The sequence below is a fragment of the Streptomyces sp. NPDC001443 genome (assembly GCF_053597355.1).
Map to the genome: position 1 here is coordinate 218,639 of NZ_JBSFIA010000003.1, position 23,448 is coordinate 242,086.

Consider the following 23,448-nt stretch of genomic DNA (forward strand, 5'->3'; position numbering starts at 1 on the left):
GGCGGCTAGAGCCAGCCCTTCTCCCGGGCGGTGCGTACCGCTTCAGCCCGGTTGCGTACCGCTAACTTCTGGATCGCCGTGGAGAGGTAGTTGCGTACCGTGCCCTGGGACAGGTGCAGCAGCTTCGCCAGTTCCGCGTTGGTGGAGCCGTCGGCCGCGGCGCGCAGGACCTCGCGTTCGCGGTCGGTGAGGGGGTTGGCGCCCTCGGCCAGCGCGGCGGCCGCGAGGGTGGGGTCGATGACCCGCTCGCCGGCCAGCACCTTGCGCACGGCCTCGGCGAGCTGGGCGGCGGGGGCGTCCTTGACCAGGAAGGCGTCGGCGCCGGACTCCATGGCGCTGCGCAGGTATCCGGGGCGGCCGAAGGTGGTGAGGACGACCAGCTTCACCCGGGGCATCTCCCGGTGCAGCAGGGCCGCCGCCTCTATGCCCGTCGCGCCCGGCATCTCGATGTCGAGGAGCGCCACGTCGACGTCGTGCTCGCGGGCCGCCGCCAGGACCTCGTCCCCGCGCGCCACCTGGACGACGACCTCGATGTCGTCCTCCAGGCCGAGCAGCGCGGCCAGCGCCTCGCGGACCATCGACTGGTCCTCGGCCAGCAGGACCTTGATCGTGTGGCTCATGCCCCGGATCCTATGTCCGGCCGGTATCCGGCCGGGACGCGGGCGACCAGACGGAACCCGCGCTTGAGGGGACCCGCCTCCAGCGTGCCGCCCGCCTTCTCCAGCCGCTCGGTCAGACCCGTCAGGCCGTTGCCGGGAGCCGTCCCGGAGCCGCCCCGGCCGTCGTCCTCGACGGAGAGTTCGAGGACGGGTCCGTCGAGGGTCTGGCGGTGCAGCAGCTCCACCGTGCAGCGCCGGGCGCCGCTGTGCCGTACGACGTTGGTGACCGCCTCGCGCAGTGCCCAGGCGAGGGCGGCCTCGCCCTCCTCGGGAAAGCCGTCGAGGTCGGGGGCCGGGGGCAGTCCGGCGGTGACACCGGCCGCCGTCAGCGCGACCTGGGCCCCGGCGAGCTCGTCGGCGAGGCGGGCCCGCCGGTAGCCGGTGACGGCCTCGCGCACGTCGACCAGGGCCTGGCGGCTGACCTGTTCGATGTCGGCGATCTGCTGGGCCGCCTTGTCGGGGTGGCCGGGGAGCATCCGGCCGGCCAGCTCGCTCTTGAGCGTGATCAGCGAGAGCGAGTGGCCCAGCAGGTCGTGCAGGTCGCGGGCCAGGCGCAGCCGCTCCTCGTTGGCGGCGAGCTGGGCGACGGTGGCGCGGGCCTGGCGCAACTCGATCGTGGTGCGCACGAGTTGGCCGACGCCGGTCATCGCGAACCCGATGAGCACCACCAGCACGAGCAGGTTCAGCGCGTCCTGCTCGCCGACCCGCAGCCCGACCAGCAGCATCACCGCGGCGGTCAGCGGGATGGTGCGGGCCGCCCAGCGCAGCGGCAGGGCCGCACCGCAGGCGACGGAGACGTACACGAAGAGCCCGAGCCACTCCTTGCCGAAGGCCAGACACAGACCGACGGCCAGCACGCCGAGGGCGGCGACCAGGGCACCGACCGCACGGGGCGGCAGCGCCCGGCCGCCCCCCATGTTCCGGAAGACCAGCGCCAGGTAGACCCCGACGAAGACGGCGAGGCCCAGGCAGCCGGCCGCCGTGCCGGAGGCGCTGTGCCGGCCGCCGGCCAGATCCTGGACCGGTGAGCCGAGGAAGACCAGCCAGACCACGATCCACAAGGTCTTGATCAGGATCTCGCGCCGGTTGCGGGGGAGCAGGCCCAGCGATGTCAGCCGTCCGCTGCCGGCCTCGCGGTCCTCGTCAAGGTTGCCGTTCACGCCTTCAGCGTGTCCTTCCGGTACAGCCAGGCCGCACCACCGGCGAACAGGACGAAGAAGACGGCGAGGATGCCGACGTCCCGGGCGTGCGGGGCCTGGCTCTGTTCGATCGCCTGTCCCATCGCAGCGTACGCGTGCGTGGGCAGCCATTCGGCGATGTCCTGCAACCACTGCGGGAAGCTCGTCGAGGGCATCCACAGGCCGCCGAGCATGGACAGGCCGAAGTAGGTGATCATCGTGATCGGGCGGACCGCGTCCCCGCTGGCGAGGTAGCCGATGGCGACGCCGAGGGCGGCGAAGACGAGGCTGCCGGCCCAGATGGCGCCGGTGAGGGCGAGCCACTGCCAGGCGTCCAGCCGTACGTCCTTCACGGCCGCCGCGACGACGAACACGATGACGATGGACGGCAGGCTCACCACGGCCGCGCTGGCGGTCTTGGCGAGGACGTAGCCGCGGCCCGGCAGGGTGGTCAGCCGCAGCTGCCGTACCCAGCCGCTCTCGCGCTCCTTGGCGATGCGCTCGCTGTTGCCCATCAGGACGGCCGTCAGGGCACCGAAGGAGGCCATCGAGACCATCATGTACGTCGGGAGCGTCAGGCCGGTGCCGTCGAGCTTGGTCTTGCTGTCGGCCTGGCCCGCGATCAGCAGGAACAGGACGGACGGGTAGACCACCGAGAAGAACAGGAACTTGCGGTTGCGCAGGGCGCGGGCGAGTTCGAGCTTGATGAGGGCGTTCACGACTGCTTGGCCTCCTCGGCGGCGGTGATGGCGACGAAGGCCTGCTCCAGGCCGAGCCCGGCGACTTCGAGGTTGCGGGGGTAGACGCCGAGCCCGTACACGGCGTGGATGGTGGCGTCGGCGTCGGTGGACTGGATGCGGACGGTCCGGCCGCCGTCCTCGGCGGCGCCGCTCTGGGACACCGTGATCGAGGTGAGGAAGGGCAGGGCGCGCAGCGCGGTCTCGTCGACCGGTCCTTCGAGGTCGAAGGAGACCCGCCGGGCGCCGGCCTTCGCCTTGATCTCGGCGGCGGTGCCGTCCGCGAGCAGCCGGCCCCGGTGCAGCACGAGCACCCGGTCGGCGATGGCGTCGGCCTCTTCGAGGTAGTGCGTGGCGAACAGCACGGTGCGGCCCTGGTCGGCCTGTTCGCGCATGGTGGCCCAGAAGGCCTGGCGGGCGGAGACGTCCATGCCGGTGGTCGGCTCGTCCAGGACGATCAGGTCGCTGTCGCCCGCGGTGGCGAGGGCGAACCGGACGCGCTGGGCCTGGCCGCCGGAGAGCTTGTTGACCTTGCGGTCGGCGATCTGCGCGATGCCCGCGCGGGCCAGCACGTCGTTCGCCTTGTACGGCTTCGGGTGCAGGGCGCAGGCCAGCCTGACCAGTTCGCCGACCGTCACCTCGTCCATCAGGCCGCCGCTCTGGAGCATCGCCCCCACGTGTCCGGCGACTATGGCCTCACGGGGGCTGGTGCCGAACACCCGGACCGAGCCGCTGTCGGTGTGCTTGAGGCCGAGCAGCAGATCCAGGGTGGTGGACTTGCCGGCCCCGTTGGGTCCGAGCAGTGCAACGGTTTCCCCCGGGTGCAGCTTGAGCGACAGGCCGTCCACGGCCCGTACGTCCCCGTAGCTCTTGCTCACCTGATCGAACGCGACCACCTCGGTGGCGGTTGCCTTCACTGTCGTCGTCATGGGCACCATCGTGGCGGCGGCGGCCACCGGTCCGGCAGTGTCGGCGGTCCCGACTGCCGTATGACAGATGTCATGCCCACGAGACGACGGCCCGGGAGCCGCCCTGACCGGGCGGCTCCCGAGACCTGTCCTAGCTGGGGTTCGTGTCGATGACGGCGACCCGGTTCGTGGTGCTGATCAGGGCCGGGCGCAGGGCGCTGATCACGTCCTGCACCGTGACGGCCGTCTTCTGGCCGGTGCCGCGGGTGATGAGCACGCCGTCGAAGGTGTGGCCGTAGAGCTCCTTGAGCGCGGCCTCGTTGTAGCTCTCGACGAGCTTGCCGTCGACCGCCTTGACCTCCAGGAACTTCCACAGGGACTTCTGCGGGCTGAAGGGGATCGAGTGCGCGGCGTCCGTCTGCACGGTGACCTTGCCGGACATCGCGGGCTGGGCGAACTTCTTCATCATCCGGTCGACCTCGGCGTCCGAGACCGTCGGCTGCCGGGTGGTGGTCGGGACCTGCACGGTGCCTGCCGCGCCGGTCTCCACCTGGGTGCGGTAGGCCTGCTGGACCGCGGACTTCGACCCGGCGACGTCGATGCCCTTGCCCGGCTTGCCGTAGACGGCGACGGCCTTGCCCGACTGGAACCTGATCGTGCCGTCGTTGGAGCCCGCGCCGCCCGCGGCGCTCTCCAGGGCAGCCTGGAGCTTCTCCTCGTCGACGGGCATGGCCGGCTCGATCTCGCGCTGTCCGCCGAAGAGCGAGCCGATCACGGAGACCGGGTTGTAGTCGCTCTGGGCGGCCGCGGCGACCGTGGCCTGCTCGTCGAACTGGAGACCGGCCTGATCCGGCTTCAGCGTGACGGTGGTGCCGCCGACCGACAGCTTCAGCGGCTGGCCGACACGCTTGCCGAAGGCGTCGTCGAGCTTCTTGACGGCCTCGTCACGGGTGCCGCCGCCGATGTCGACGCCGAGCACGGTGGTGCCCTTGGGCACGTCGGAGTGGTTCATCAGCAGGCCCGCGCCGTAGGCACCGACCAGGGCGACGACCGCGAGGCCGCCGAGCAGGACCAGCTTGCTGCGGCCCTTCTTCTTGCGGGGCGCGGCCGCGGGCACGTTCTGCGCGACCGGCTCGGGCAGCTTCGGGCCCGTGTGCTGCGGAGGCCCGTCGAAGCGGGGTCCCGGTCCGAACGGCGCGCCGGGGGGCGCGACGGGCATGCCGCTGGTGACGGTGTCCCCGGAGACCTTGTCCCGGGGGCCGCCGTAGCCGCCGGGGCCCGGGCCGGAGGCCGGCTTCTGCGGGGTGAGGATCGCGGTGTCGTCGCTCAGACCGCCGCCGGGGATCGCCGCGCCGCCACGGGGGCCGGCGGGCGTGGGGTCGGTGAAGGACTCACCGGTGAACGACTTGGGCGCGTCGGGCCGACCGGGGGCACCGGCGCGACCGGGGGCACCGGGACGAGCGGGACCGCCGGCACCGCCGGGACCGCCGGGCGCGCCGGACGCGCCGGGAACGCGACGGACGCCGAGACCACCGGGGGGACGCGCACCGGCGGGCGCACCGGGCGCCGCGCCGGCCGGGGGCACCAGCGGGCCGTCACCGGTGACGGGCCCGCCGGTGGGGCCGGAGGGGCCCTGGGCGCCGCCCTGGCCGCCGGGGCCGCTCGGCGGGCCGCCGTGGCCGCTCCGGCCGTTCTCCGTGAAGTACGGCAGGTCGTCACGGCGCGGCTCGCCGGTCCCGGGGCGGGCACCGCCGCCCAGCGGGCCCGCCGCCAGCGCCTCGGTCACGTCGAAGGAACCGGTGCCGCCACCGTGGCCGGGCGCGACCGGGCCGCCGGTGGCACCGGGCAGTCCGGCGCCGTTCGTACCGCCGGGGCGGGAGCCGCCGGGGACGTTCGCGGAGCCGGTGCCGCCGGGGCGGCCGGCACCCGGCCGCGCACCCGTGGCAGGGCCCTGACCGGCGGCGGTGGAACCGCCGGCGGGGGCGGTTCCCGCCGCCGCACCGCCGGGCATGCCCGCACCGTTGGTGGAGCCGCTCTTGGCCGCGCCGCCCTTGCGGGGGGCGAACCAGTCGCTGGTCTTCTCCTCGGCCGGGGCCTCGGGCTCGGCGGGGGGCTCGACGGCCGCGGCGGACGGGGCGACGTCCGGCTGCGCGTGAGTGCCGGTGTCGTCACCCGAGCCGCTCTCGGTGTCCGCGACGGGCGTACGGACGACGACCGGCGGAATCGGCCGCGACCCGGGGATGTTGATCCGGATACGGGTCGTCAGCGTGGTCTCGGTCTTGCGCTCCTCCGGCCGGGCGGCCGGACGTCCCGCGCCCGCGGCGGCGTCGGCGTCGGAAACCATGGGGGTCCCGTACGGCGGCGTGCCCGAAGGGTATGCGGCTCCGCCGCGCCCGTCGGGCCCGGAGGACGGAGTGTCAGTTTCACGACTCAAGGCAGGTTCTCCCGGTTGACTCCGCCGCCCGCACAACCTCATGTGGGGGTTCCCTCTGCTCGAACGGGGTCGAGTGCTCGGGGAAGGCTCGGCGGCGCGCACCACCATACTGGCCGCTTCCGGCCTCTATCCCGCGACCGCCGGGTAAAACCACACGGCACGTACCCGTGCGCCGTACGGCGAAGTGGTACGTCACTTCCCAAGTCGGACGGAGTCGGACCCCGATCGTCGCCCCCAACCGAGGGTGGCGCAGATCACAGCAAGAGCCATGCCGCCCAGCAGGAAGAGGTAGGAGCCGCCTCCCGCGCCGAACAGGAAGTCCCCTTCGGGACGGGTGGCGGTGAGGAAGACGACGGTGACCATCCAGCCCGCGGCGGACGCGACGGCCCCGCCGCGGCTGCCCGTCACCCGCGACCCGCCGAGGAAGAGCCCGGCCGCGCCGGCGAGCGCGAGCAGGAGTCCGCCCGGGAACCAGCCGGACTGCACCAGGGCCCCGGCCATGGCGACCACCACGCCGAGCAGGAAGAGCCCCAGGCAGGCCAGGACCCGTCCGAGGGAGGGCCGTTGCAGCGGCTGGGCGAGCATCGAACCGTGCTGCGTCATGACGTCTCCCCTGTCCCGGCGAACAGGTCGGACACCCGTCCGGCCCCGGTGGTGCCGTCCGCCGGCTCGTAGTACTCGGTGGTGAAGAGGGGCTGCGCGAGCTCGTTGGAGAGCGCGAAGGACGTCTCGTCGGGGGCCACCTCGATCTGGGTGGCGTGCGCGCGCATCGCGGCGGCCTTGGCGGCGGCGTACGCGGTGCCGTCGATCTCGGCGGTGATCCGCTCCTCGGCCACCACGCCCGGTACGTCGTCGACCGCGGCGGTCTCGGTGAAGGGCAGGCCGGGCAGCCGGTCGCGCAGCCGGCCGAAGGCCTCCTCGACCACGGGGCGCGGCACCCGGTTGAAGTAGACCCTGGGGATCGGCCGTCCGGCCTCGGCCGCCAGCTCCGCGGCGCGCACGGCGACGCGGTGGGCCTGGATGTGGTCGGGGTGGCCGTAGCCGCCGTCGGCGTCGTAGGTGACGAGGACCTGGGGGCGCACCTCCAGGATCACCTCGAGGAGGTGGGCGGCGGCCTCGTCGACGTCCGCCTGCCAGAAGCAGGCCGGGTCGTCGTTGTCGGGCAGGCCCATCATCCCGGAGTCCCGGTAGCGGCCGGGGCCGCCGAGCTGACGGAAGTCCTTCACGCCGAGCTCGTTCATCGCGGCCGCGAGTTCGCCCAGCCGGTGTTCGCCCAGCGCGGCACCGCTCAGGTGCGCGAGCTCGGGCGGGATGACCTCGCCGAGCTCACCGAGGGTGCAGGTGACCAGGGTCACCCGGACGCCCTCGGCCGCGTACCTGGCCATGGTCGCGCCGTTGTTGATCGACTCGTCGTCCGGGTGCGCGTGCACCAGCAGCAGACTCCGGGCGCTCTGTTCCGTCATACGCCCCACCCTACGAGGCCCCTCGCACCGCGCGCCCACCTCCCCGGCGCCGGTCGGCCCTCGTCGATCCGGTCCTTGCTTCGTCCAGGACCGCACTCAGCTCGCGGAGGGCTTCCCGCGCCATGACCGGATCTTCGTGCTCGAGATTGCTCTCCGCCCGGGCGTAGCGGGCGGACAGATCCGTCCTGCGGGCGATCTCGATCTCTCTGGCCCGGATCAGGATCCAGCTCCGCACCGGACTGACGGACTGCCACTCGGCCGCTTCGGCGAAAGCCTCGTCCTTCGTGGCCTGCATCTCGTCCAGACGCCCTGGAGCAACGACGGCAAGAGCGGCACGCAAGGCATCGGGAGTCTGCTCGGGACGGGGAATCAGCTCGTGCCCGTGGTCGGCCTGAGTGCTCATGGTGTCCTCCATGGGGTGCCCTGGCCAGACCATCCGGAGCGGGGCCGGAGGGCGCTCAGGCAGCGGCGACGGAAGTGCGGCAGTCATGGCAGCGTCCTGGGGCCGGCGAGCGGAAGGCGCGAGCGCAGCCGAGCCGGTTGTTACGCCGAGAATAGGCAGGCAACGTCCCTCGAATCCGGCCCAGTTGGAGCTGTTCACTCGCGTGAGTGAGACAACACCGCGGGCAGGAGAGGTGGGGCTCGGTGGATTTCGCCGACGAAGAGTGACACCCGTCCCGGGCCGGACGGCAAGATCGAACTGCTGAAGTTCGCGGACGATGCCGTTATGGGGCGCGCCGACGGGTGTTCGGTGGCCGGCCCAGGCCTCCGGCTTTCGCCCGAGGCCTGGGCCGACTTCGTGCCGTACGCGTCCGAGGGCTGACGGACCGGTCCGGTCAGCAGCCCACCGGAGCCCGCACACCCGTACCGCTCAGAACTTGAGGCTGCCGATCATGCTGGCGACGCTCGTGGTCAGATCGCTGATCGTGGGCGCCACCGTCGACGAGGCGAGGTAGAACCCGAGGAGCATGCACACGACCGCGTGCCCGCCCTTCAGGCCCGACTTCTTGATCAGCAGGAAGACGACGATCGCCAGCAGCACTACCGCCGAAATCGAGAGTGCCACGGCGGCTCACCTCCAAGGACCGGGGACGTGGGGGCACAGCAGGGGAACTGGTAAATCCGTACAGCAGCCAGCGGGTTCATACCCACGCAGCGCTAGTGATCATAACTATCCGTGCGCGCGCATCCGTCGGCGCACTGCCGCACAAGGGGGCGCATGGCCAATATGGTCAAGGCATGACGACCGAGCCTGATTCCTTTCCCCGTCGGCACGCGCGCACCCAGCGTTTCACGCTCGGCGCGCCGCGTTCGTCCACCGTGGCTCCCGACGGCGCGCGGGTGGTGTTCCTGCGCTCCGGCTCCGGCACCGACCGGGCCAACTCCCTCTGGGTACTGGACGTTCCGGAAGGCCGGGAGCGCGTGGCCGCCGATCCCCGGGCCCTGCTGGGCGGGGCCTCGGAGCACCTCTCCGCCGAGGAGCGGGCACGCCGCGAACGCAGCCGCGAGGGCAGCGCCGGCATCGTCGGCTACGCCACCGACACGGCCGTGGAGCTGGCCTCGTTCGCTCTGTCCGGGCGGTTGTTCACGGCCGAACTGCGGGCCGGTACGGCACGTGAACTCCCCGTCCCGGGGCCGGTGATCGACCCTCGGCCCGCCCCCGACGGACGGCACGTCGCCTACGTCCACGAGGGCGCCCTGCGCGTGGTGGACGCCGAGGGCGAGGGGGACCGGGCGCTCGCCGAGCCCGAATCGGCCTCGATCACCTACGGACTCGCCGAGTTCGTCGCGGCCGAGGAGATGTCCCGTTCGCGAGGCTTCTGGTGGGCGCCGGAGTCGGACCGGCTGCTGGTCGCGCGGGTGGACGACACGCCGGTGCGGCGGTGGTGGATCGCCGACCCCGCCCATCCTGAACGTGACCCACAACACGTTCCGTACCCGGCGGCTGGCACGCCCAACGCGGAGGTGAGGCTGCTGATCATCGACCTGAACGGAAGCCGCACGGAGGTCTCCTGGGATCGGGCGCGCTACCCGTATCTGGCACGAGTGCACTGGTCAGCGGCGGGTGCCCCGCTGCTTCTGGTGCAGGCGCGGGACCAGCGCAGCCAGCTCTTCCTGGCCGTGGACCCGGACACGGGGGCGACCAGGATGGTGCACGCGGATGAAGATCGAATTTGGCTGGAACTTTTCCCCGGCGTGCCCTGCTGGAGCCCGTCGGGACGGCTGATCCGGATCGCGGACGAGGGCGGCGCGCGGGTCCTCACGGTCGGCGAACGGCCGCTGACCGGACCGCAGTTGCATGTACGGGCGGTGCTCGACGTCGCCGACGAGGACGTCCTGATCGCGGCGTCGGCCGGGGAGGACGCGACGGCGCCCGAGACCGGCGAGGTGCATGTGTATCGAGTCAACGAAAGGGGCTTGGAGCGCGTCTCGCAAGTGCCCGGCGTGCATACCGCGGTGCGCGCCGGGGGCGTGACCGTACTGGCCTCCGCCACGCTGGATCGCCCGGGGACGGAGGTGCAGGTACTGCGTGGCGGAAAGCGGACGGCAACTGTCCGGTCGTACGCCGAAGATCCGGGTATGTCCCCGCGCGTGACGCTGACCGAGGGGGGCGCACGGAGAATTCCGTGCGCCGTGCTTATGCCTTCGGACTACCCCGGCGACACTCCCCTGCCGGTCCTGATGGACCCCTACGGCGGCCCGCACGGCCAGCGGGTGGTCTCCGCGCACAACGCGCATCTGACCTCGCAGTGGTTCGCCGACCAGGGGTTCGCGGTCGTCGTCGCGGACGGGCGGGGCACCCCGGGTCGCTCGCCGGGCTGGGAGAAGGCGGTCCACCGGGACTTCACGGTGTCGCTGGACGACCAGGTCGAAGCACTCCAGGACCTCGCGAAGTCGTACCCGCTCGACCTGTCCAGGGTGGCGATCCGCGGCTGGTCGTTCGGCGGCTATCTGGCGGCGCTGGCCGTGCTGCGCCGACCGGACGTCTTCCACGCGGGCATCGCCGGCGCCCCGGTCACCGACTGGCGCCTCTACGACACCCACTACACGGAGCGCTACCTGGGCACCCCGGACACGGACGCGGCCGCGTACGCGCACAGCGGTCTGGTCACGGACGAGGGCCTGTCCGCGGCCGAGGGGCCGCACCGCCCGCTGATGATCGTGCACGGCCTGGCCGACGACAACGTGGTGGTCGCGCACGCCCTGCGGCTGTCCTCGGCCCTGCTGGCCGCCGGCCGTCCGCACGAGGTGCTGCCGCTGTCCGGCGTCACCCACATGACCCCGCAGGAGACGGTCGCCGAGAACCTGCTCCTGCTCCAGGTGGACTTCCTCCGCCGCGCCCTGAAACTCGCCTGAGCGGCAGCACGCCACAACGCACCGCAACCATCAATTGAGAAACCACGACGAAACGCCAGCCAGGTCCGCGATAGCGGCGCCGGTTTAGGCGCACAATGCAGCAGCGGGCCGGGAGACATGGCGCTCCCGGCCCGCTTACGGCACCCGCACGGCCGTACGCTGTTCAGACTGACGCGTCCGTATATCGGAATCGCGTCGGCCAAGTTGCCTGCGTGTTAACGCACTTGATGCGGGTTTGGCCTGCTATGACAGGTCGTCACCGTGGTCGTCCGATGCCCCCTCGGGCGGCACGACCTGCTTCTCCTCGGCGAAGTGGCAGGCCGAGTCGTGGGCCTGCGGTCCGCTCGCGTGCCGGAAGTCGGCGGGCACGGCCAGCACCGGCACCTCCAGCGCACAGCGCTCCTGGGCCTTCCAGCAGCGGGTGCGGAAACGGCAGCCGGAGGGGATGTTCGTCGGGGACGGCACGTCACCCGCCAGGATGATCCGCTCGCGGTGCTCGCGGGCCTCCGGGTCGGGGACCGGCACCGCGGACAGCAGGGCCTGGGTGTAGGGGTGGGTGGGGTGGTCGTAGATCTCCGCGTCCCTGCCGATCTCCACGATCCGCCCGAGGTACATCACACCGACCCGGTCGGAGATGTGCCGGACGATGGACAGGTCGTGCGCGATGAAGAGGTAGGAGAGCTCGAACTCGTCCTGGAGGCGCGCCATCAGGTTGATGACCTGCGCCTGCACCGACACGTCCAGCGCGGAGACCGGCTCGTCGGCGACGATCACCTCGGGGCGCAGCGCCAACCCGCGTGCGATGCCGATACGTTGGCGCTGACCGCCGGAGAACTGGTGCGGATAGCGGTTGATGTACTCGGGGTTGAGGCCGACCACGTCCAGCAGTTCCTGGACCTTGCGGCGCCGCTCGCCCTTGGGCGCCACCTCGGGGTGGATGTCGTACGGCTCACCGATGATGTCGCCGACGGTCATCCGGGGGTTGAGCGAGGTGTAGGGGTCCTGGAAGACCATCTGGATGTTGCGCCGTACGGCCTTCAGCGCCTTCCCGGACAGCCGGGTGATGTCCTCGCCCTTGTACCGGATCGAACCGGCCGTCGGCTTCTCCAGGTTGACCAGCAGCTTGGCGACGGTCGACTTGCCGCAGCCGGACTCCCCCACGATGCCGAGGGTCTCGCCGCGCAACAGGGCGAAGTCGACGCCGTCGACGGCCTTCACGGCGCCGATCTGCTTCTTGAACAGGATGCCCCGGGTGAGCGGGTAGTGCTTGAGGAGTCCGCTGACCTCCAGGATCGGCTCAGCCATGGAGGCACTCCCGCCAGAAGTGGCAGGCGCTCACGCGCTCCGCGCCGGGCTCGGCCACCACGTGCTCGGGTTCCCCGTGCGCGGCGACCTCGTACAGCGGCGGGACGTCGATGCGGCACACCTCCCGGGCCATCGGGCAGCGCGGGTTGAAGGCGCAGCCCGGCGGGATGTCCATGAGGTTGGGCGGCAGGCCCTTGATCGCGTAGAGCTCCTGGCCCTTCTGGTCCAGGCGCGGGATGGAGTCCAGCAGGCCCCGGGTGTAGGGGTGGGCGGGCGCCTTGTAGATGTCGTGCACGGGCGCCTGCTCCACGATCCGTCCGGCGTACATCACCGCGATCCGGTCGGCCACGTCCGCGACCACGCCCAGGTCGTGGGTGATCAGGATCAACCCCATGTCGTACTCGCGCTGCAACTCGGCGAGCAGGTCCATGACCTGGGCCTGGACGGTGACGTCGAGGGCGGTGGTGGGTTCGTCGGCGATGATCAGGGCCGGTTCCAGGGCCAGCGCCATCGCGATCATGATGCGCTGGCGCATGCCTCCGGAGAACTGGTGGGGGTACTGCTTGACGCGCTCCCTGGCGGCGGGGATGCGGACGTGGTCCATGAGCTCCACGGCCTTGGCCCGGGCGTCCTTGCGGCTCATCCCGCGGTGCACGACGAACATCTCGCCGAGCTGGTCGCCGACGGAGAGCACGGGGTTCAGGGACGACAGCGCGTCCTGGAAGATCATCGCCATCCCGGCGCCCCGGACCTTGCGCCGCTCCTCCTCCTTCAGGGTCAGCAGGTCCCGGTCCTGGAAGACGATCTCGCCGCCGGTGATCCGCCCCGGCGGCATGTCGAGGATGCCCATGATCGCCTGCGCGGTGACGGACTTCCCGGAGCCGGACTCGCCGAGCACAGCGAGCGTCTCGCCCGCGTCGACGCCGTAGCTGACCCCGTTGACGGCCTTGGCGACACCGTCCCTGGTCCGGAACTCCACGTGCAGGTCGCGTACTTCGAGCAGCATGTCGCCGTCACCTCAGCTTCGGGTCGAGGGCGTCGCGCACCGCGTCGCCGAGCATGATGAAGGCCAGTACGGTCACCGCCAGCGCGCCGGAGGGCCACAGCAGCGCGTGCGGCGCGTTGCGGATGTACGGGGAGGCGGCGGAGATGTCGATCCCCCAGGACACGCTGGGCGGCTTCAGACCGACGCCGAGGTACGACAGGGTCGCCTCCAGCGAGATGTAGGTGCCGAGCGCGATGGTCGCCACGACGATCACCGGCGCCACCGCGTTCGGGGCGATGTGCCGCAGCAGCAGGCGGGAGTTGGAGGCGCCCAGCGCGCGGGCGGCCTGGACGTAGTCGTTCTGCTTGGCGGTGATGACGGAGCCGCGGGCGATCCGGGAGATCTGCGGCCAGCCCAGCAGCACCATGAACCCGATCACCGGCCAGACGGTGTTGCTGGTGACCACGGACAGCAGCACCAGACCGCCGAGGACGACCGGGATGGCGAAGAAGACGTCCGTGACCCGGGACAGGATCGAGTCCCAGAACCCGCCGAAGAAGCCCGCGAAGCCGCCCAGGACGCTGCCGAGGATCGCGACCCCGAGCGTGGCGAGGACGCCGACCGTGACGGACGTACGGGCGCCGTAGACGGTGCGGGTGTAGACGTTGCAGCCCTGGCCGTCGTACCCGAACGGGGCGCCCGGCTGGGAGCCCTCCTGGGCCTTGGAGAGGTTGCACTTCAGCGGGCTGCCGGAGGCGATCGCCGAGGGCCACAGGGAGATGAAGACCAGGAAGAGGATGACCAGCGCGGAGATGATGAAGACCGGGTTGCGGCGCAGGTCGCGCCAGGCGTCGGACCACAGCGAGCGGGGCTTGCCGGCCGGGCCCGTGCCCTGCGGGCCGCCGGGCGTCTTCTCCAGGGTCTCGGCCTCGCTGGCGGCGAGGTCCATCGCCCCTCCCATGCCGGTCGGGGCGATGACGCCCTCGGGTGCGCCGGTGCCCTGGTGGTCAGACATAGCGGATCCTCGGGTCGAGTACGGCGTACAGCAGGTCGACGAGCAGGTTGGCGACCAGGAAGACGATCACCAGCACGGTCACGAAGCCGACCACGGTCTGGGTGTTCTGGCGCAGGATGCCCTGGTAGAGCTGGTAGCCGACGCCGTGGATGTTGAAGATCCGCTCGGTGACGATCGCGCCGCCCATCAGGGCGCCGATGTCGGTGCCGATGAAGGTGACCACCGGGATGAGGGAGTTGCGCAGCAGGTGCCGGGTGACGACCCGGTGCCGGGGCAGGCCCTTGGCGACCGCCGTACGGACGTAGTCGGAGCGCTTGTTCTCCGCGATGGAGGTACGGGTCAGCCGGGTGACGTAGGCCAGGGACACGGAGGCCAGCACCAGGCCCGGCACGATCAGCTCGCCGAAGGTGGCGTCGGGCGAGACCGACGGTTTGATCCAGCCCCACTTGACGCCCAGCAGCAGCTGGAGCAGCAGACCGGTGACGAAGGTGGGGACGGAGATCACGACGAGGGTCAGCAGCAGCACCCCGGTGTCGACGGGCGAGCCCCGGCGCAGGCCCGTGACAACACCGAGGGCGATGCCGACGATGATCTCGAAGAGGATCGCGACGATCGTCAGGCGGATGGTGACCGGGAAGGCGCTCGCCATCAGCTCGGTGACGGGCTGGCCGTTGAACGCCGTACCGAAGTCGCCGGTGAAGACGTTCCCCATGTAGGTCACGTACTGCTGCCAGACCGGCTTGTCGAGGCCGAAGTCCCTCTTCAGCTGGGCGGCCGTGGCGGGGTCGCACTGCCGCTCGCCGCACAGGCCCGCGATGGGGTCGCCCATCACGTTGACCATGAGGAAGATCAGCAGAGTGGCGCCGATGAACACCGGGATCATCTGGAGCAGGCGCCGGACGACGTAGCGTCCCACGGCGGATCAGCCGACCTTGATCTCGTTGTACACGGGGACGGAGAACGGGTTGAGTTTGACGTTGGACAACCGCTCCGAGTAGCCCGCGCTGCCGTTCTGGTACCACAGCGGGATGGCCGCCATGTTGTCCCGGACGACCTTCTCGGCGTCCTGGAAGATGCTGATCGCCTTGGCGCCGTCGGTCTCGGCGTTGGCCTGGTCGACGAGCTTGTCGAAGTCCTTGTTGGACCAGTGGCCGTCGTTGGAGGAGGCGTTGGTGTAGTAGAGCGGCTGGAGGAAGTTCTGGATCAGCGGGTAGTCCATCTGCCAGCCGGCCCGGAAGGGGCCGCTCATCTTCTTGTCGCCGATCTGGCTGCGGAAGTCGGCGAAGGTGCCGACCGGGTTGCCGACGCAGGCCTTGTCGTTGCCGAGGGCGTTGTTGATGGAGTTGCAGACGGCGTCGATCCACTGCTTGTGCGAGCCGGTGTCCGCGTTGTAGGTGATCTTGACCTGGCCGCCCGGCAGCCCGCCGCCCTCCTGGATCAGCTTCTTCGCCTCGGTCGGGTTGTACTTGCAGGCGTCCCCGCACAGGCCGTCCTGGAAGCCACCGGCCTTGCCCAGCACGGGTGAGGTCCAGTCGCTGGCCGGGGTGCGGGTCTTCTGGAAGATCGTGTCGGTGATCTGGGCGCGGTTGATCGCCATGGACAGGCCCTTGCGGACCTTCTCCGAGCCGCTCTTGTTCCAGGCGGCGTCGTAGAACGGGAAGGCGAGGGTCTGGATGATGCCGGCGGGGGTGTTGATGTACCGGCCGGACAGGTCGTTCTTGACGTTCTTCAGCTGGGCCGCGGGCACGTCGTCGACCAGGTCGAGGTTGCCGGCCAGCAGGTCGGTGTAGGCGGTGTTGTTGTCGGTGTAGACCTTCAGGGTGACGCCGTCGTTCTGGGCCTTGTCGTCACCGGGGTAGCCGCCCCACTTCTTCAGCACCATCTGGGAGCCCTTGGTGTAGGAGTCGATGGTGTACGGGCCGTTGCCGACCGGCTTGCTGATCCAGCCCGCGTGGTCGCTGAAGAACGCCTTCGGCAGCGGGGCGTAGGCCACGTAGCCGAGGGTGTCGGGGAAGGTGGAGAACTTCTGCGTGAGCTTGACGGTGAAGGTCTTGTCGTCGACCACCTTCAGTCCGGAGAGCGTCTGGGCGGTCTGCTGGCTCCCGTCCTCGGGGTGGACCTTGTCGTAGCCGTCGATGTAGCCGAAGAAGTACGCGTTCTTCTGGTTGTTCTTCAGGCTCGCGCCGTAGTTCCAGGCGTCCACGAAGGAGGACGCGGTGACGGCCTCCCCGTTGCTGAACTTCCAGCCCGGCTTGAGCGTGACGGTGAAGTTCTGGGAGTCCGGGGTGTCGATCTTCTGGGCGAGCATGTCCTCGGCCGCGCCCGTCTCGGGGTTGTACCGCTTCAGCCCCCGGAAGATCATGTCGAGGACCTTGCCGCCCTGGACCTCGTTGGTGTTGGCGGGCTCCAGCGGGTTCTGCGGGTCGCCCCAGGAGGAGCTGAGCACCCCGCCGGACGTGCCGCCGCCACCACCGCCACCGCCGCCGCCACCGCAGGCCGTCGCCGTGAGCGCTGCCGCCGCCGCGCATGCGGCCCACTTGGCGTGCGTGGCTCCGCGCATGGAGTGCCTCCTCAAGGTCGCGCATCACTGCGCTGTGCCGGCAGCGCCGCAGCGCTGATCCTTTACCGGCCAATATCACCTCAAACGGCGCACAACGCACATGCACTTCACCCGTTCCGGGGAGGGCAGGCGCTGCCGTACGGCCGCCGGAGACACACGACCGGGGCGGGGCGTGAGAGCCCCGCCCCGGTCGGCGGTCCGTGTTTCCCGCGAAAGGTCAGCCCTGGTCGGCAGACCCCTCCAGCGCCTGGAGCGCCGGGTCGAGGATGACGTCCTCGTCGCGGGCCTCCGTGGTCGGCTCCTCCGGGAAGTGGCAGGCCGTCAGGTGGCCGGCCCGGTTGCCGGAGATCTGGAGCAGCGGGGGCTCCTCGGTGGCGCACTTGTCCTGCGCCTTCCAGCAGCGGGTGCGGAAGCGGCAGCCGGACGGCGGGTGGATCGGGGACGGGACGTCGCCGGAGAGCCGGATCCGCTCGCGGGGCTCCGCGTCGTCGTCCATCTCGACCTCGGGCACCGCCGAGAGCAGGGCGTGGGTGTACGGGTGCCGGGGCCGGTTGTAGATCGCGTCCCGGTCGCCGACCTCGACCACCTTGCCGAGGTACATGACCGCGACACGCTGCGAGAAGTGCCGGACGACCGCGAGGTCGTGGGCGATGAACAGGAAGGCGATGCCCAGCTCGTCCTGGACCTTCTTGAGCAGGTTCACCACCTGCGCCTGGATCGACACGTCCAGCGCGGAGACCGGCTCGTCCGCCACGATCAGCTTCGGGTTCAGGGCGAGCGCGCGGGCCACGCCGATGCGCTGGCGCTGGCCGCCGGAGAACTCGTGCGGGAAGCGGTTGTAGTGCTCGGGGTTGAGGCCGACGAGCTCCAGGAGCTCGCGGACCCGCTTCTCCCGGCCGCCCGCCGGCTCGATCCCGTTGACCTCCATCGGCGACTTGATGATCGTGCCGACGGTTTGCCGCGGGTTCAGCGAGGAGTACGGGTCCTGGAAGATCATCTGGATCTCGGACCGCACCGGCGCCATCTCCCGGCGCGAGGCGTGGGTGATGTCCCGGCCGGCGTACGTGATCTTTCCGGCGGAGGGCTCCAGCAGACGGGTGATGAGCCGGCCGGTGGTCGACTTGCCACAGCCCGACTCGCCGACCAGGCCCACGCTCTCGCCGACGCCGACCGTCAGGTCGACGCCGTCGACGGCCTGCACGGCGCCGACCTTCCGCTTGATCGGGAAGCCGCCGTAGATCGGGAAGTGCATGGTCAGACCCTGCACCTCCAGCAGCGGCTCGGCGGGCGTGACGTCGGCGGGGCCCTGCTGTGTAGGGAGGGTGAGGTTGTCGCTCATGTCTCGGTTCTCCCTAGCGCAGCCGGGGCTGGATCTTGTCGATGAAGATGGTCTGCTTCTGCTCGGCCGTCAGGTGGCAGGCGGACGCCCGCCCGTCGCCCAGCGGCGGCCGGCTGTCGGTGCAGAGGGTGCCGGGCACCTCGTCGCGGAACGCGCACCGCGGGTGGAAGGGGCAGCCGGTCGGCGGGTTGAGCAGCGAGGGCGGCGAGCCGGGGATCGGCGTGAGCGCCTCGTCGACGTCGCTGTCCAGCCGCGGCATGGAGCTGAGCAGGCCCCAGGTGTACGGGTGCCGCGGCTCCCGCATGACCTCGCGCACGCTGCCGCGCTCGATGGCCCGGCCCGCGTACATCACGAGCAGGTCGTCGGCCATGGTGGAGATGACGCCGAGGTCGTGCGTGATGAAGATGATCGCGGAGCCGAACTCCTGCTGGAGGTCCTTGAGCAGGTCCAGGATCTGGGCCTGCACGGTGACGTCCAGCGCGGTGGTCGGCTCGTCGGCGATCAGCAGGTCGGGGTCGCACATCAGCGCCATGGCGATCATCGCGCGCTGGCGCATACCGCCGGAGAACTGGTGCGGGTAGTCGTCGAAGCGCGTCTTGGGCTGCGGGATGCCGACCTTCTCCAGCATCTGCACGGCCCGGTCCCGGGCCTCCTTCTTGGAGGCGCCGGTGTGCTTCATGTACGGCTCGGAGAGCTGCCGGCCCACCGTGTAGAACGGCGACAGCGCGGTCAGCGGGTCCTGGAAGATCATCGCCATCTTGTTGCCGCGGAGCCGCTCCAGCTCCTTCTCCGAGGCGGTGACGAGTTCCTTGCCGTCGAGGACGATCTCGCCCTCGACGGTGGTGGTCCGCGGGCTGTGCAGCCCCAGGATCGTCAGGTTGGTGACGGACTTGCCGGAGCCGGATTCGCCGACGATGCCCAGGGTCTTGCCGCGCTCGACGTCGAAGGAGAGTCCGTCGACCGCCTTGACGATGCCGTCCTCGGTGGAGAACTGCACCTTCAGATCACGCACCGACAGGAAGCTCTCCGGGCCGGTGGGGGCCGGGGCGTCCTCGGTCTTGGTCAGTGTGGTCACGGTGGTTCGTTCTTCCTAGGAGAGCCGGACGCGCGGGTCGATGTAGGCGTACGCGATGTCGGTGAGGATGTTGAAGATCAGGATGAAGAAGGCACCGAACAGCATGACGCCCATGGTCAGCGGCAGGTCCTTGTGGGACGCGCCGTCCACGGCGAGGCGGCCGATCCCCTGGAGGGAGAAGGTGATCTCGGTGACGACGGCGCCGCCCAGCATGCTGCTGATGTCGATGCCGAGCACGGTCACGATCGGGATGAGCGCGCCGCGCCACGCGTAGCGGAAGAACACGTACTTGCTGGACATGCCCTTGGCCCGGGCGGTGCGCACGTGCTCCTCGGCCATCTGCTCGATCATCGACGAGCGCGCCATACGCGTGTACTGCGCGGTGAAGATCGTGGCCATCACCAGGGTGGGCAGCAGCATGCCCGTGAACCACTTGACCGGGTCATCGGTGATCGGGTGGTACTGGGGGTTGTCCATGAAGCCCGTGCTGTAGACGAAGATGATCAGCACGATCGGGCCGAGGAAGTAGATCTGGAACGAGCTGAGCACCATCGACGCGCCCGTGGCGATCTTGTCGACCATGGATCCGCGCTTGTAGGCGGCGAGCATGCCCGCGCCGACACCCACGACGAGGAAGACGACGGCGCCGCCGGCGGTCAGCGTCAGGGTGGTCGGGAAGCGGTCCATGATGGTGGACCACACCGGGTCGCCCGAGTAGAACGACACACCGAGACACGGAGCGTTGCAGTGTCCGGTCGGGAAGTCGCGGCCCATCACGATGCCGGACATGAAGTTCCAGAACTGCTGCGCGAGGGGCTGGTCCAGGCCCAGCGCCTCACGGATGTCGTGCAGTCTCTGGGGAGAGCAGTCCTTGCCACAGGCCAGAGAGGCATAGTCGGAAGGTGCGGCGACGAACAGGAAGAACGTGACGGCGCCGAGAAGGAAAAGCGTGACGACGGCACCGACCGAGCGCCGGAAGATGAACTGAAGCATGGCGGGGAGGCTGCTCTCTGCGGAGACGGTGGAGGGTTTCGCGGAAGTGCGGGGGCGCGCTCCGCCTGGTGCGCGCCCCCGCGATCAGCCGTAGAGGGTTACGACTTCACGTAGATACGGTTGATGTCGAGAAGGCTGGACACCGAGCCGTAGCGGGCACCACCGATGTTCGAGCCGGAGAGCTGGAACTGCTTGGTGTACCAGAGCGGCGCCGCCGGAATGACCTTCTCCAGCAGGTAGTGCTGGGCTTCCTTCCAGGTCTTCGCGGCCGCGACCGGGTCCTGGCTCAGAGCGGTCTGGATGAGCTCCTTGACCTTCGGGTCCTTGACGTGCGAGTAGTTCGGCGAACCGTCGGCGACCTGGGCCGGGTCGTAGACCGGCGTGATCACGGTGCCGGGCGACGGCCAGTCCTGGCCCCAACCCGAGATGTACATGTCGTACGGGTTGTCGAGCTTGCCGATCTGCTCGTAGTAGCTCGCGGAGTCGACCTCCTTGGAGACCACGTCGAAGCCGACCTTGGTCAGGGCGTCCTCGATGGCGACCTTGCGCTTCTGGCCGGCCTCGCTGTTGGAGTAGGCGAAGACGAGCTTCTTCTCGGCGGCCGGGAGGGCCTTCACCATCTCCGTGGCCTTCGCGATGTTGCCCTGCGGCGTCTTCAGACGGCCGTACGGGTCGTACGTCGCCTCGTAGCCCGGCAGGGTCGGGGCGAAGTAGTTCGGCGCCACGTCGCCGCCGTAGGCACCGCCCTCACCGGCGATGAGCGACTTGGAGTTGACCGCGTAGGTGATGGCCTGGCGGACCTTGATGTCCTTGACGCGGTCCAGGTTGAAGGACAGCTGCATCACGTAGGGCTGGTAGCCCTTGACCGTGCGCTTGTTGACCGCCGCGTTGCCGATGACGTCCTGGATCTGGGTGGACTCGACGCTGCCCGTGAGCTGGATGGCGTTCTTGTCCTCGCCCTGGTCGGCGATCAGACGCTTGGTCTGGGTCGTCTCGGTGATGCCGAACTGGAAGTTGAAGCCGTCCGGGTACTGGTGACGCACGGAGTCGGTCTTCGGGTCCCAGTTGGTGTTCTTGGTGAGCACCAGGGACTTGCCGGCCTTGTACGAGGAGATCTTGTACGGACCGGTGGCGACCGGGGCCTTGTCGTAGGCCTCCTTGGTGTCCGTCTTCGCCGGGACGACGGCGTAGCCCGCCATGGCCAGCGTCTGCGGCAGGTCGGGGCGCGCGGTGTCGAAGTGGAAGATGACGGTCTTGGCGTCCGGGGTGTCCAGGACCGAGGCCGGCAGGTGCTTGCCGTCGAAGCCGCCGCCGGGCAGCAGCTTGCGGTAGTCGGAGGCGTACTTGTTGCCCGCGAGCCAGGTCTGGAGGTAGGGCGGGCCGTCGAAGATGAACTTCGCGAACTGGCGCTCGACGGTGTGGCGGACGTCCGCGGACGTGATCGCGTTGCCGTTGGCGTCCTTGATGCCGTCCTTCAGGGTGAAGGTCCAGGTCTTGCCGCCGTCGGAGGACTTGCCCGAGTCGGTGGCGAGGTCGCCCGCGACCGAGACGTTGCCCTTGTCGTCCTCCTGGAACTGCGTCAGGCGACGGAAGAGGAGGTTGGCGACCTGACCGGCGTCGGAGACGTAGATCTGGCCCGGGTCGAGGTGGGAGAGGCCCGCCTCCTGGTAGACCTGGACGGTGCCGCCGCTCTTGGCGCCGGGGACCTCGGCGGCGGGGCCGGTGGAGCCGGCCGCGTCGATGTAGGTGACCGGCTTCGACTGAACCGACGCTTCCTTCTGGTCCTTCTTGGAGTCGGTCCCGGACTTGCTGCCCTTGTTGGCCGAGCATCCGGTCAGCGCGAGGGAACCGGCCGCGAGGGCGACCACGATGGCGCGCGCTCTGCGCGAAGTGAACGACTTCATGTTGGCGTAAGCACCTACCTGTCGGTTGTTATCCATGAGTACTGCCTGACGCGGCTGGTAGGCCGACGCGGGGGCGGCAGTCACCCCCCACCAATGGACGAGCTACCGCCCGGACTTGGGGTCGAAGGCGTCCCGGACCGAGTCTCCGAGGAGGTTGAAGGCCAGGACGAAGATCACCAGTGCCACACCCGGGAAGAAGATGAACGCCGGGTCCTGCTGGGCGTATTGCGAGCCCGCCGCGAACAGCCGCCCCCAGTCCGGGGTCGGCTCGACGAAGCCGACTCCGGCGAAGGAGAGGAAGGCGATGGTGAGAATGGTGCTGGGCAGCTGGTACGTGAACTGCACCAGGATGGGCGTCACCACGTTCGGCAGGATCTCCTTGCGGACGATCCGGCCGGGCGAGGCGCCGGAGACCTTGGCGGCCTCGACGAACTCACGCTCACGCAGCGACAGTACGGTCGAGCGCACCAGGCGCGCCATACCCATCCAGCCCAGCAGCCACAGCACGATCAGCATCGCCAGCGCGCGGAAGTATGTGGGGGTCTCCTCACGCGGGTCGACGAAGAACGCCGTGACCACAGGCATGAACGCGATGAAGAACAGCTGCTGCGGGAAGGACAGGAAGAAGTCCGTCACGCGGCCGATCCAGTAGTCGGTCCGACCGCCGAAGTAGCCGCCGACCAGGCCGATGACGATACCCGTGACCATCAGCAGGACGGTGACGCCGACGGCCATGAACAGCGAGGTCCGCATGCCGTACACCAGCATGGCGAACACGTCGCGTCCGTACTGCGGCTCGACTCCGAACCAGTGCGTCCCGGAGAGCCCGCCGAACCAGCCCAGCGGAAGCCCGAACTCGTCCAGGACGGGCGAGTCGTTGTAGGTCGGGTCCTGGCCGTACAGCGTGTACGGGTCGGTCCCGCTCAACTTGGTGAGCACCGGGGCCAGCAGAGCGACGACGAAGTAGAAAATCACTACCACGGCACAGATGACGCCGGTACGGTCACGCTTGAAGCGCTGCCACATCAACTGGCCGGGGGAGCGACCCTCGAGCTTCTGCTCACCCTTGTCGGCCCCGGGCTTCGACTCGTCGAGCTCCGGGTCCAAGGCGACTGGACTGGTCATGTGTGTCTTTCCCCTGGGGTTGGAGAGCTGAGCGCAGCACAGATACCGGCAGGTTCTGTGGTTTGGGGGAACTTTCGCCAAGGAGTTCAACGCGCGTCAAGGGAAGAAGACGTAGGGATCTCCCTATCGTCAATATTTTGAGCAAAAATTGCGACGATCGACACCTGTGCGCGCTTGACACGTGAGACAGCGGCTTCCCATTTCAGACATATGAGACCTTAATTTTGTTTACATGTCCGAAACTTGACAGCTGAATCTCCGATAACCGAACACAGCGCGCACGGCACCACATTGCGCTCCAATCCGCACCCTGCACATCTCCCCCACATTTCCCCCACATGATCTGCGACCGCCTCCGGGGCGGCGGGGCGAGCGGCTCCGGGAGAGCCCGGCCGGCCCGGCCGGAACCCG

20 protein-coding genes are annotated in these 23,448 nt (G+C 69.8%); 1 reads left to right on the forward strand and 19 read right to left on the reverse strand.

The genetic code is table 11. The features are described 5' to 3' along the window. Window positions 1-5: 5 nt before the first annotated feature. From ACWC24_RS05965 to ACWC24_RS06005, 9 genes are all read right to left on the reverse strand, one after another. Window positions 6-620 (reverse strand): response regulator, encoded by a 615-nt coding sequence (locus tag ACWC24_RS05965; protein WP_450661593.1) that lies wholly within the window; start codon window positions 618-620, stop codon window positions 6-8. Further along, window positions 617-1,819 carry a sensor histidine kinase gene (locus tag ACWC24_RS05970; protein ID WP_450661594.1) on the reverse strand — a complete coding sequence of 401 codons (1,203 nt, stop codon included), beginning with the start codon at window positions 1,817-1,819 and terminating at the stop codon, window positions 617-619. Before ACWC24_RS05970 ends, ACWC24_RS05965 begins: the two co-directional genes overlap by 4 nt. Continuing rightward, the gene (locus tag ACWC24_RS05975; RefSeq protein ID WP_450661595.1) at window positions 1,816-2,556 is read right to left on the reverse strand and encodes an ABC transporter permease; all 741 of its coding nucleotides are present in this window, start codon (window positions 2,554-2,556) and stop codon (window positions 1,816-1,818) included. Before ACWC24_RS05975 ends, ACWC24_RS05970 begins: the two co-directional genes overlap by 4 nt. Further along, window positions 2,553-3,503 (reverse strand): ABC transporter ATP-binding protein, encoded by a 951-nt coding sequence (locus ACWC24_RS05980; protein ID WP_450661596.1) that lies wholly within the window; start codon window positions 3,501-3,503, stop codon window positions 2,553-2,555. The genes ACWC24_RS05975 and ACWC24_RS05980 overlap by 4 nt, the downstream gene beginning before the upstream one ends. Before the next feature lie 130 nt (window positions 3,504-3,633). Continuing rightward, window positions 3,634-5,916 (reverse strand): hypothetical protein, encoded by a 2,283-nt coding sequence (locus ACWC24_RS05985; protein ID WP_450661597.1) that lies wholly within the window; start codon window positions 5,914-5,916, stop codon window positions 3,634-3,636. 192 nt (window positions 5,917-6,108) lie between these two features. Beyond that, the gene (locus ACWC24_RS05990) at window positions 6,109-6,519 is read right to left on the reverse strand and encodes a DUF6113 family protein (RefSeq protein ID WP_450661598.1); all 411 of its coding nucleotides are present in this window, start codon (window positions 6,517-6,519) and stop codon (window positions 6,109-6,111) included. Further along, window positions 6,516-7,379, reverse strand: a complete 864-nt coding sequence (gene mshB / locus ACWC24_RS05995; RefSeq protein ID WP_450661599.1) for an N-acetyl-1-D-myo-inositol-2-amino-2-deoxy-alpha-D-glucopyranoside deacetylase — start codon at window positions 7,377-7,379, stop codon at window positions 6,516-6,518. The genes ACWC24_RS05990 and mshB overlap by 4 nt, the downstream gene beginning before the upstream one ends. Before the next feature lie 10 nt (window positions 7,380-7,389). Then, window positions 7,390-7,782, reverse strand: coding sequence for a hypothetical protein (locus ACWC24_RS06000; RefSeq protein WP_450661600.1), 393 nt, complete (start codon window positions 7,780-7,782; stop codon window positions 7,390-7,392). Window positions 7,783-8,250: 468 nt separating this feature from the next. Next, window positions 8,251-8,445: a hypothetical protein gene (locus ACWC24_RS06005; RefSeq protein ID WP_162468695.1), complete on the reverse strand. Its 195-nt coding sequence runs from the start codon at window positions 8,443-8,445 to the stop codon at window positions 8,251-8,253. 173 nt (window positions 8,446-8,618) lie between these two features. Between ACWC24_RS06005 and ACWC24_RS06010 the strand changes: the two genes are divergently transcribed. After that, a complete protein-coding gene (locus ACWC24_RS06010; protein WP_450661601.1) occupies window positions 8,619-10,736 on the forward strand; it encodes a prolyl oligopeptidase family serine peptidase in 2,118 nt (705 codons plus the stop codon). Between the two features lie 243 nt (window positions 10,737-10,979). On the opposite strand, the gene ACWC24_RS06015 is transcribed toward ACWC24_RS06010, so the two are convergent. The 10 genes from ACWC24_RS06015 to ACWC24_RS06060 form a co-directional block, all read right to left on the reverse strand. Continuing rightward, complete coding sequence (locus ACWC24_RS06015; RefSeq protein ID WP_450661602.1) at window positions 10,980-12,041, reverse strand: ABC transporter ATP-binding protein; 1,062 nt, start codon at window positions 12,039-12,041, stop codon at window positions 10,980-10,982. Then, the gene (locus ACWC24_RS06020) at window positions 12,034-13,047 is read right to left on the reverse strand and encodes an ABC transporter ATP-binding protein (RefSeq protein WP_450661603.1); all 1,014 of its coding nucleotides are present in this window, start codon (window positions 13,045-13,047) and stop codon (window positions 12,034-12,036) included. Before ACWC24_RS06020 ends, ACWC24_RS06015 begins: the two co-directional genes overlap by 8 nt. A 7-nt stretch (window positions 13,048-13,054) precedes the next feature. Then, window positions 13,055-14,041, reverse strand: coding sequence for an ABC transporter permease (locus tag ACWC24_RS06025; protein ID WP_450661604.1), 987 nt, complete (start codon window positions 14,039-14,041; stop codon window positions 13,055-13,057). Further along, window positions 14,034-14,957, reverse strand: a complete 924-nt coding sequence (locus ACWC24_RS06030) for an ABC transporter permease (protein ID WP_450661605.1) — start codon at window positions 14,955-14,957, stop codon at window positions 14,034-14,036. The genes ACWC24_RS06025 and ACWC24_RS06030 overlap by 8 nt, the downstream gene beginning before the upstream one ends. A gap of 6 nt (window positions 14,958-14,963) precedes the next feature. Then, window positions 14,964-16,601, reverse strand: a complete 1,638-nt coding sequence (locus ACWC24_RS06035; RefSeq protein ID WP_450661606.1) for a peptide ABC transporter substrate-binding protein — start codon at window positions 16,599-16,601, stop codon at window positions 14,964-14,966. A gap of 217 nt (window positions 16,602-16,818) precedes the next feature. After that, window positions 16,819-17,940, reverse strand: a complete 1,122-nt coding sequence (locus ACWC24_RS06040) for an ABC transporter ATP-binding protein (protein WP_450661607.1) — start codon at window positions 17,938-17,940, stop codon at window positions 16,819-16,821. Between the two features lie 13 nt (window positions 17,941-17,953). Then, a complete protein-coding gene (locus ACWC24_RS06045) occupies window positions 17,954-19,015 on the reverse strand; it encodes an ABC transporter ATP-binding protein (protein ID WP_450661608.1) in 1,062 nt (353 codons plus the stop codon). A 15-nt stretch (window positions 19,016-19,030) separates the two neighbouring features. Next, complete coding sequence (locus tag ACWC24_RS06050) at window positions 19,031-20,008, reverse strand: ABC transporter permease (RefSeq protein WP_450661609.1); 978 nt, start codon at window positions 20,006-20,008, stop codon at window positions 19,031-19,033. A gap of 98 nt (window positions 20,009-20,106) precedes the next feature. Next, window positions 20,107-21,912 carry an ABC transporter substrate-binding protein gene (locus tag ACWC24_RS06055; RefSeq protein ID WP_450661610.1) on the reverse strand — a complete coding sequence of 602 codons (1,806 nt, stop codon included), beginning with the start codon at window positions 21,910-21,912 and terminating at the stop codon, window positions 20,107-20,109. Between the two features lie 102 nt (window positions 21,913-22,014). After that, entirely contained in the window at window positions 22,015-23,037 is a 1,023-nt protein-coding gene (locus tag ACWC24_RS06060) for an ABC transporter permease (RefSeq protein WP_450661611.1), read from the reverse strand. Window positions 23,038-23,448: the final 411 nt, after the last annotated feature.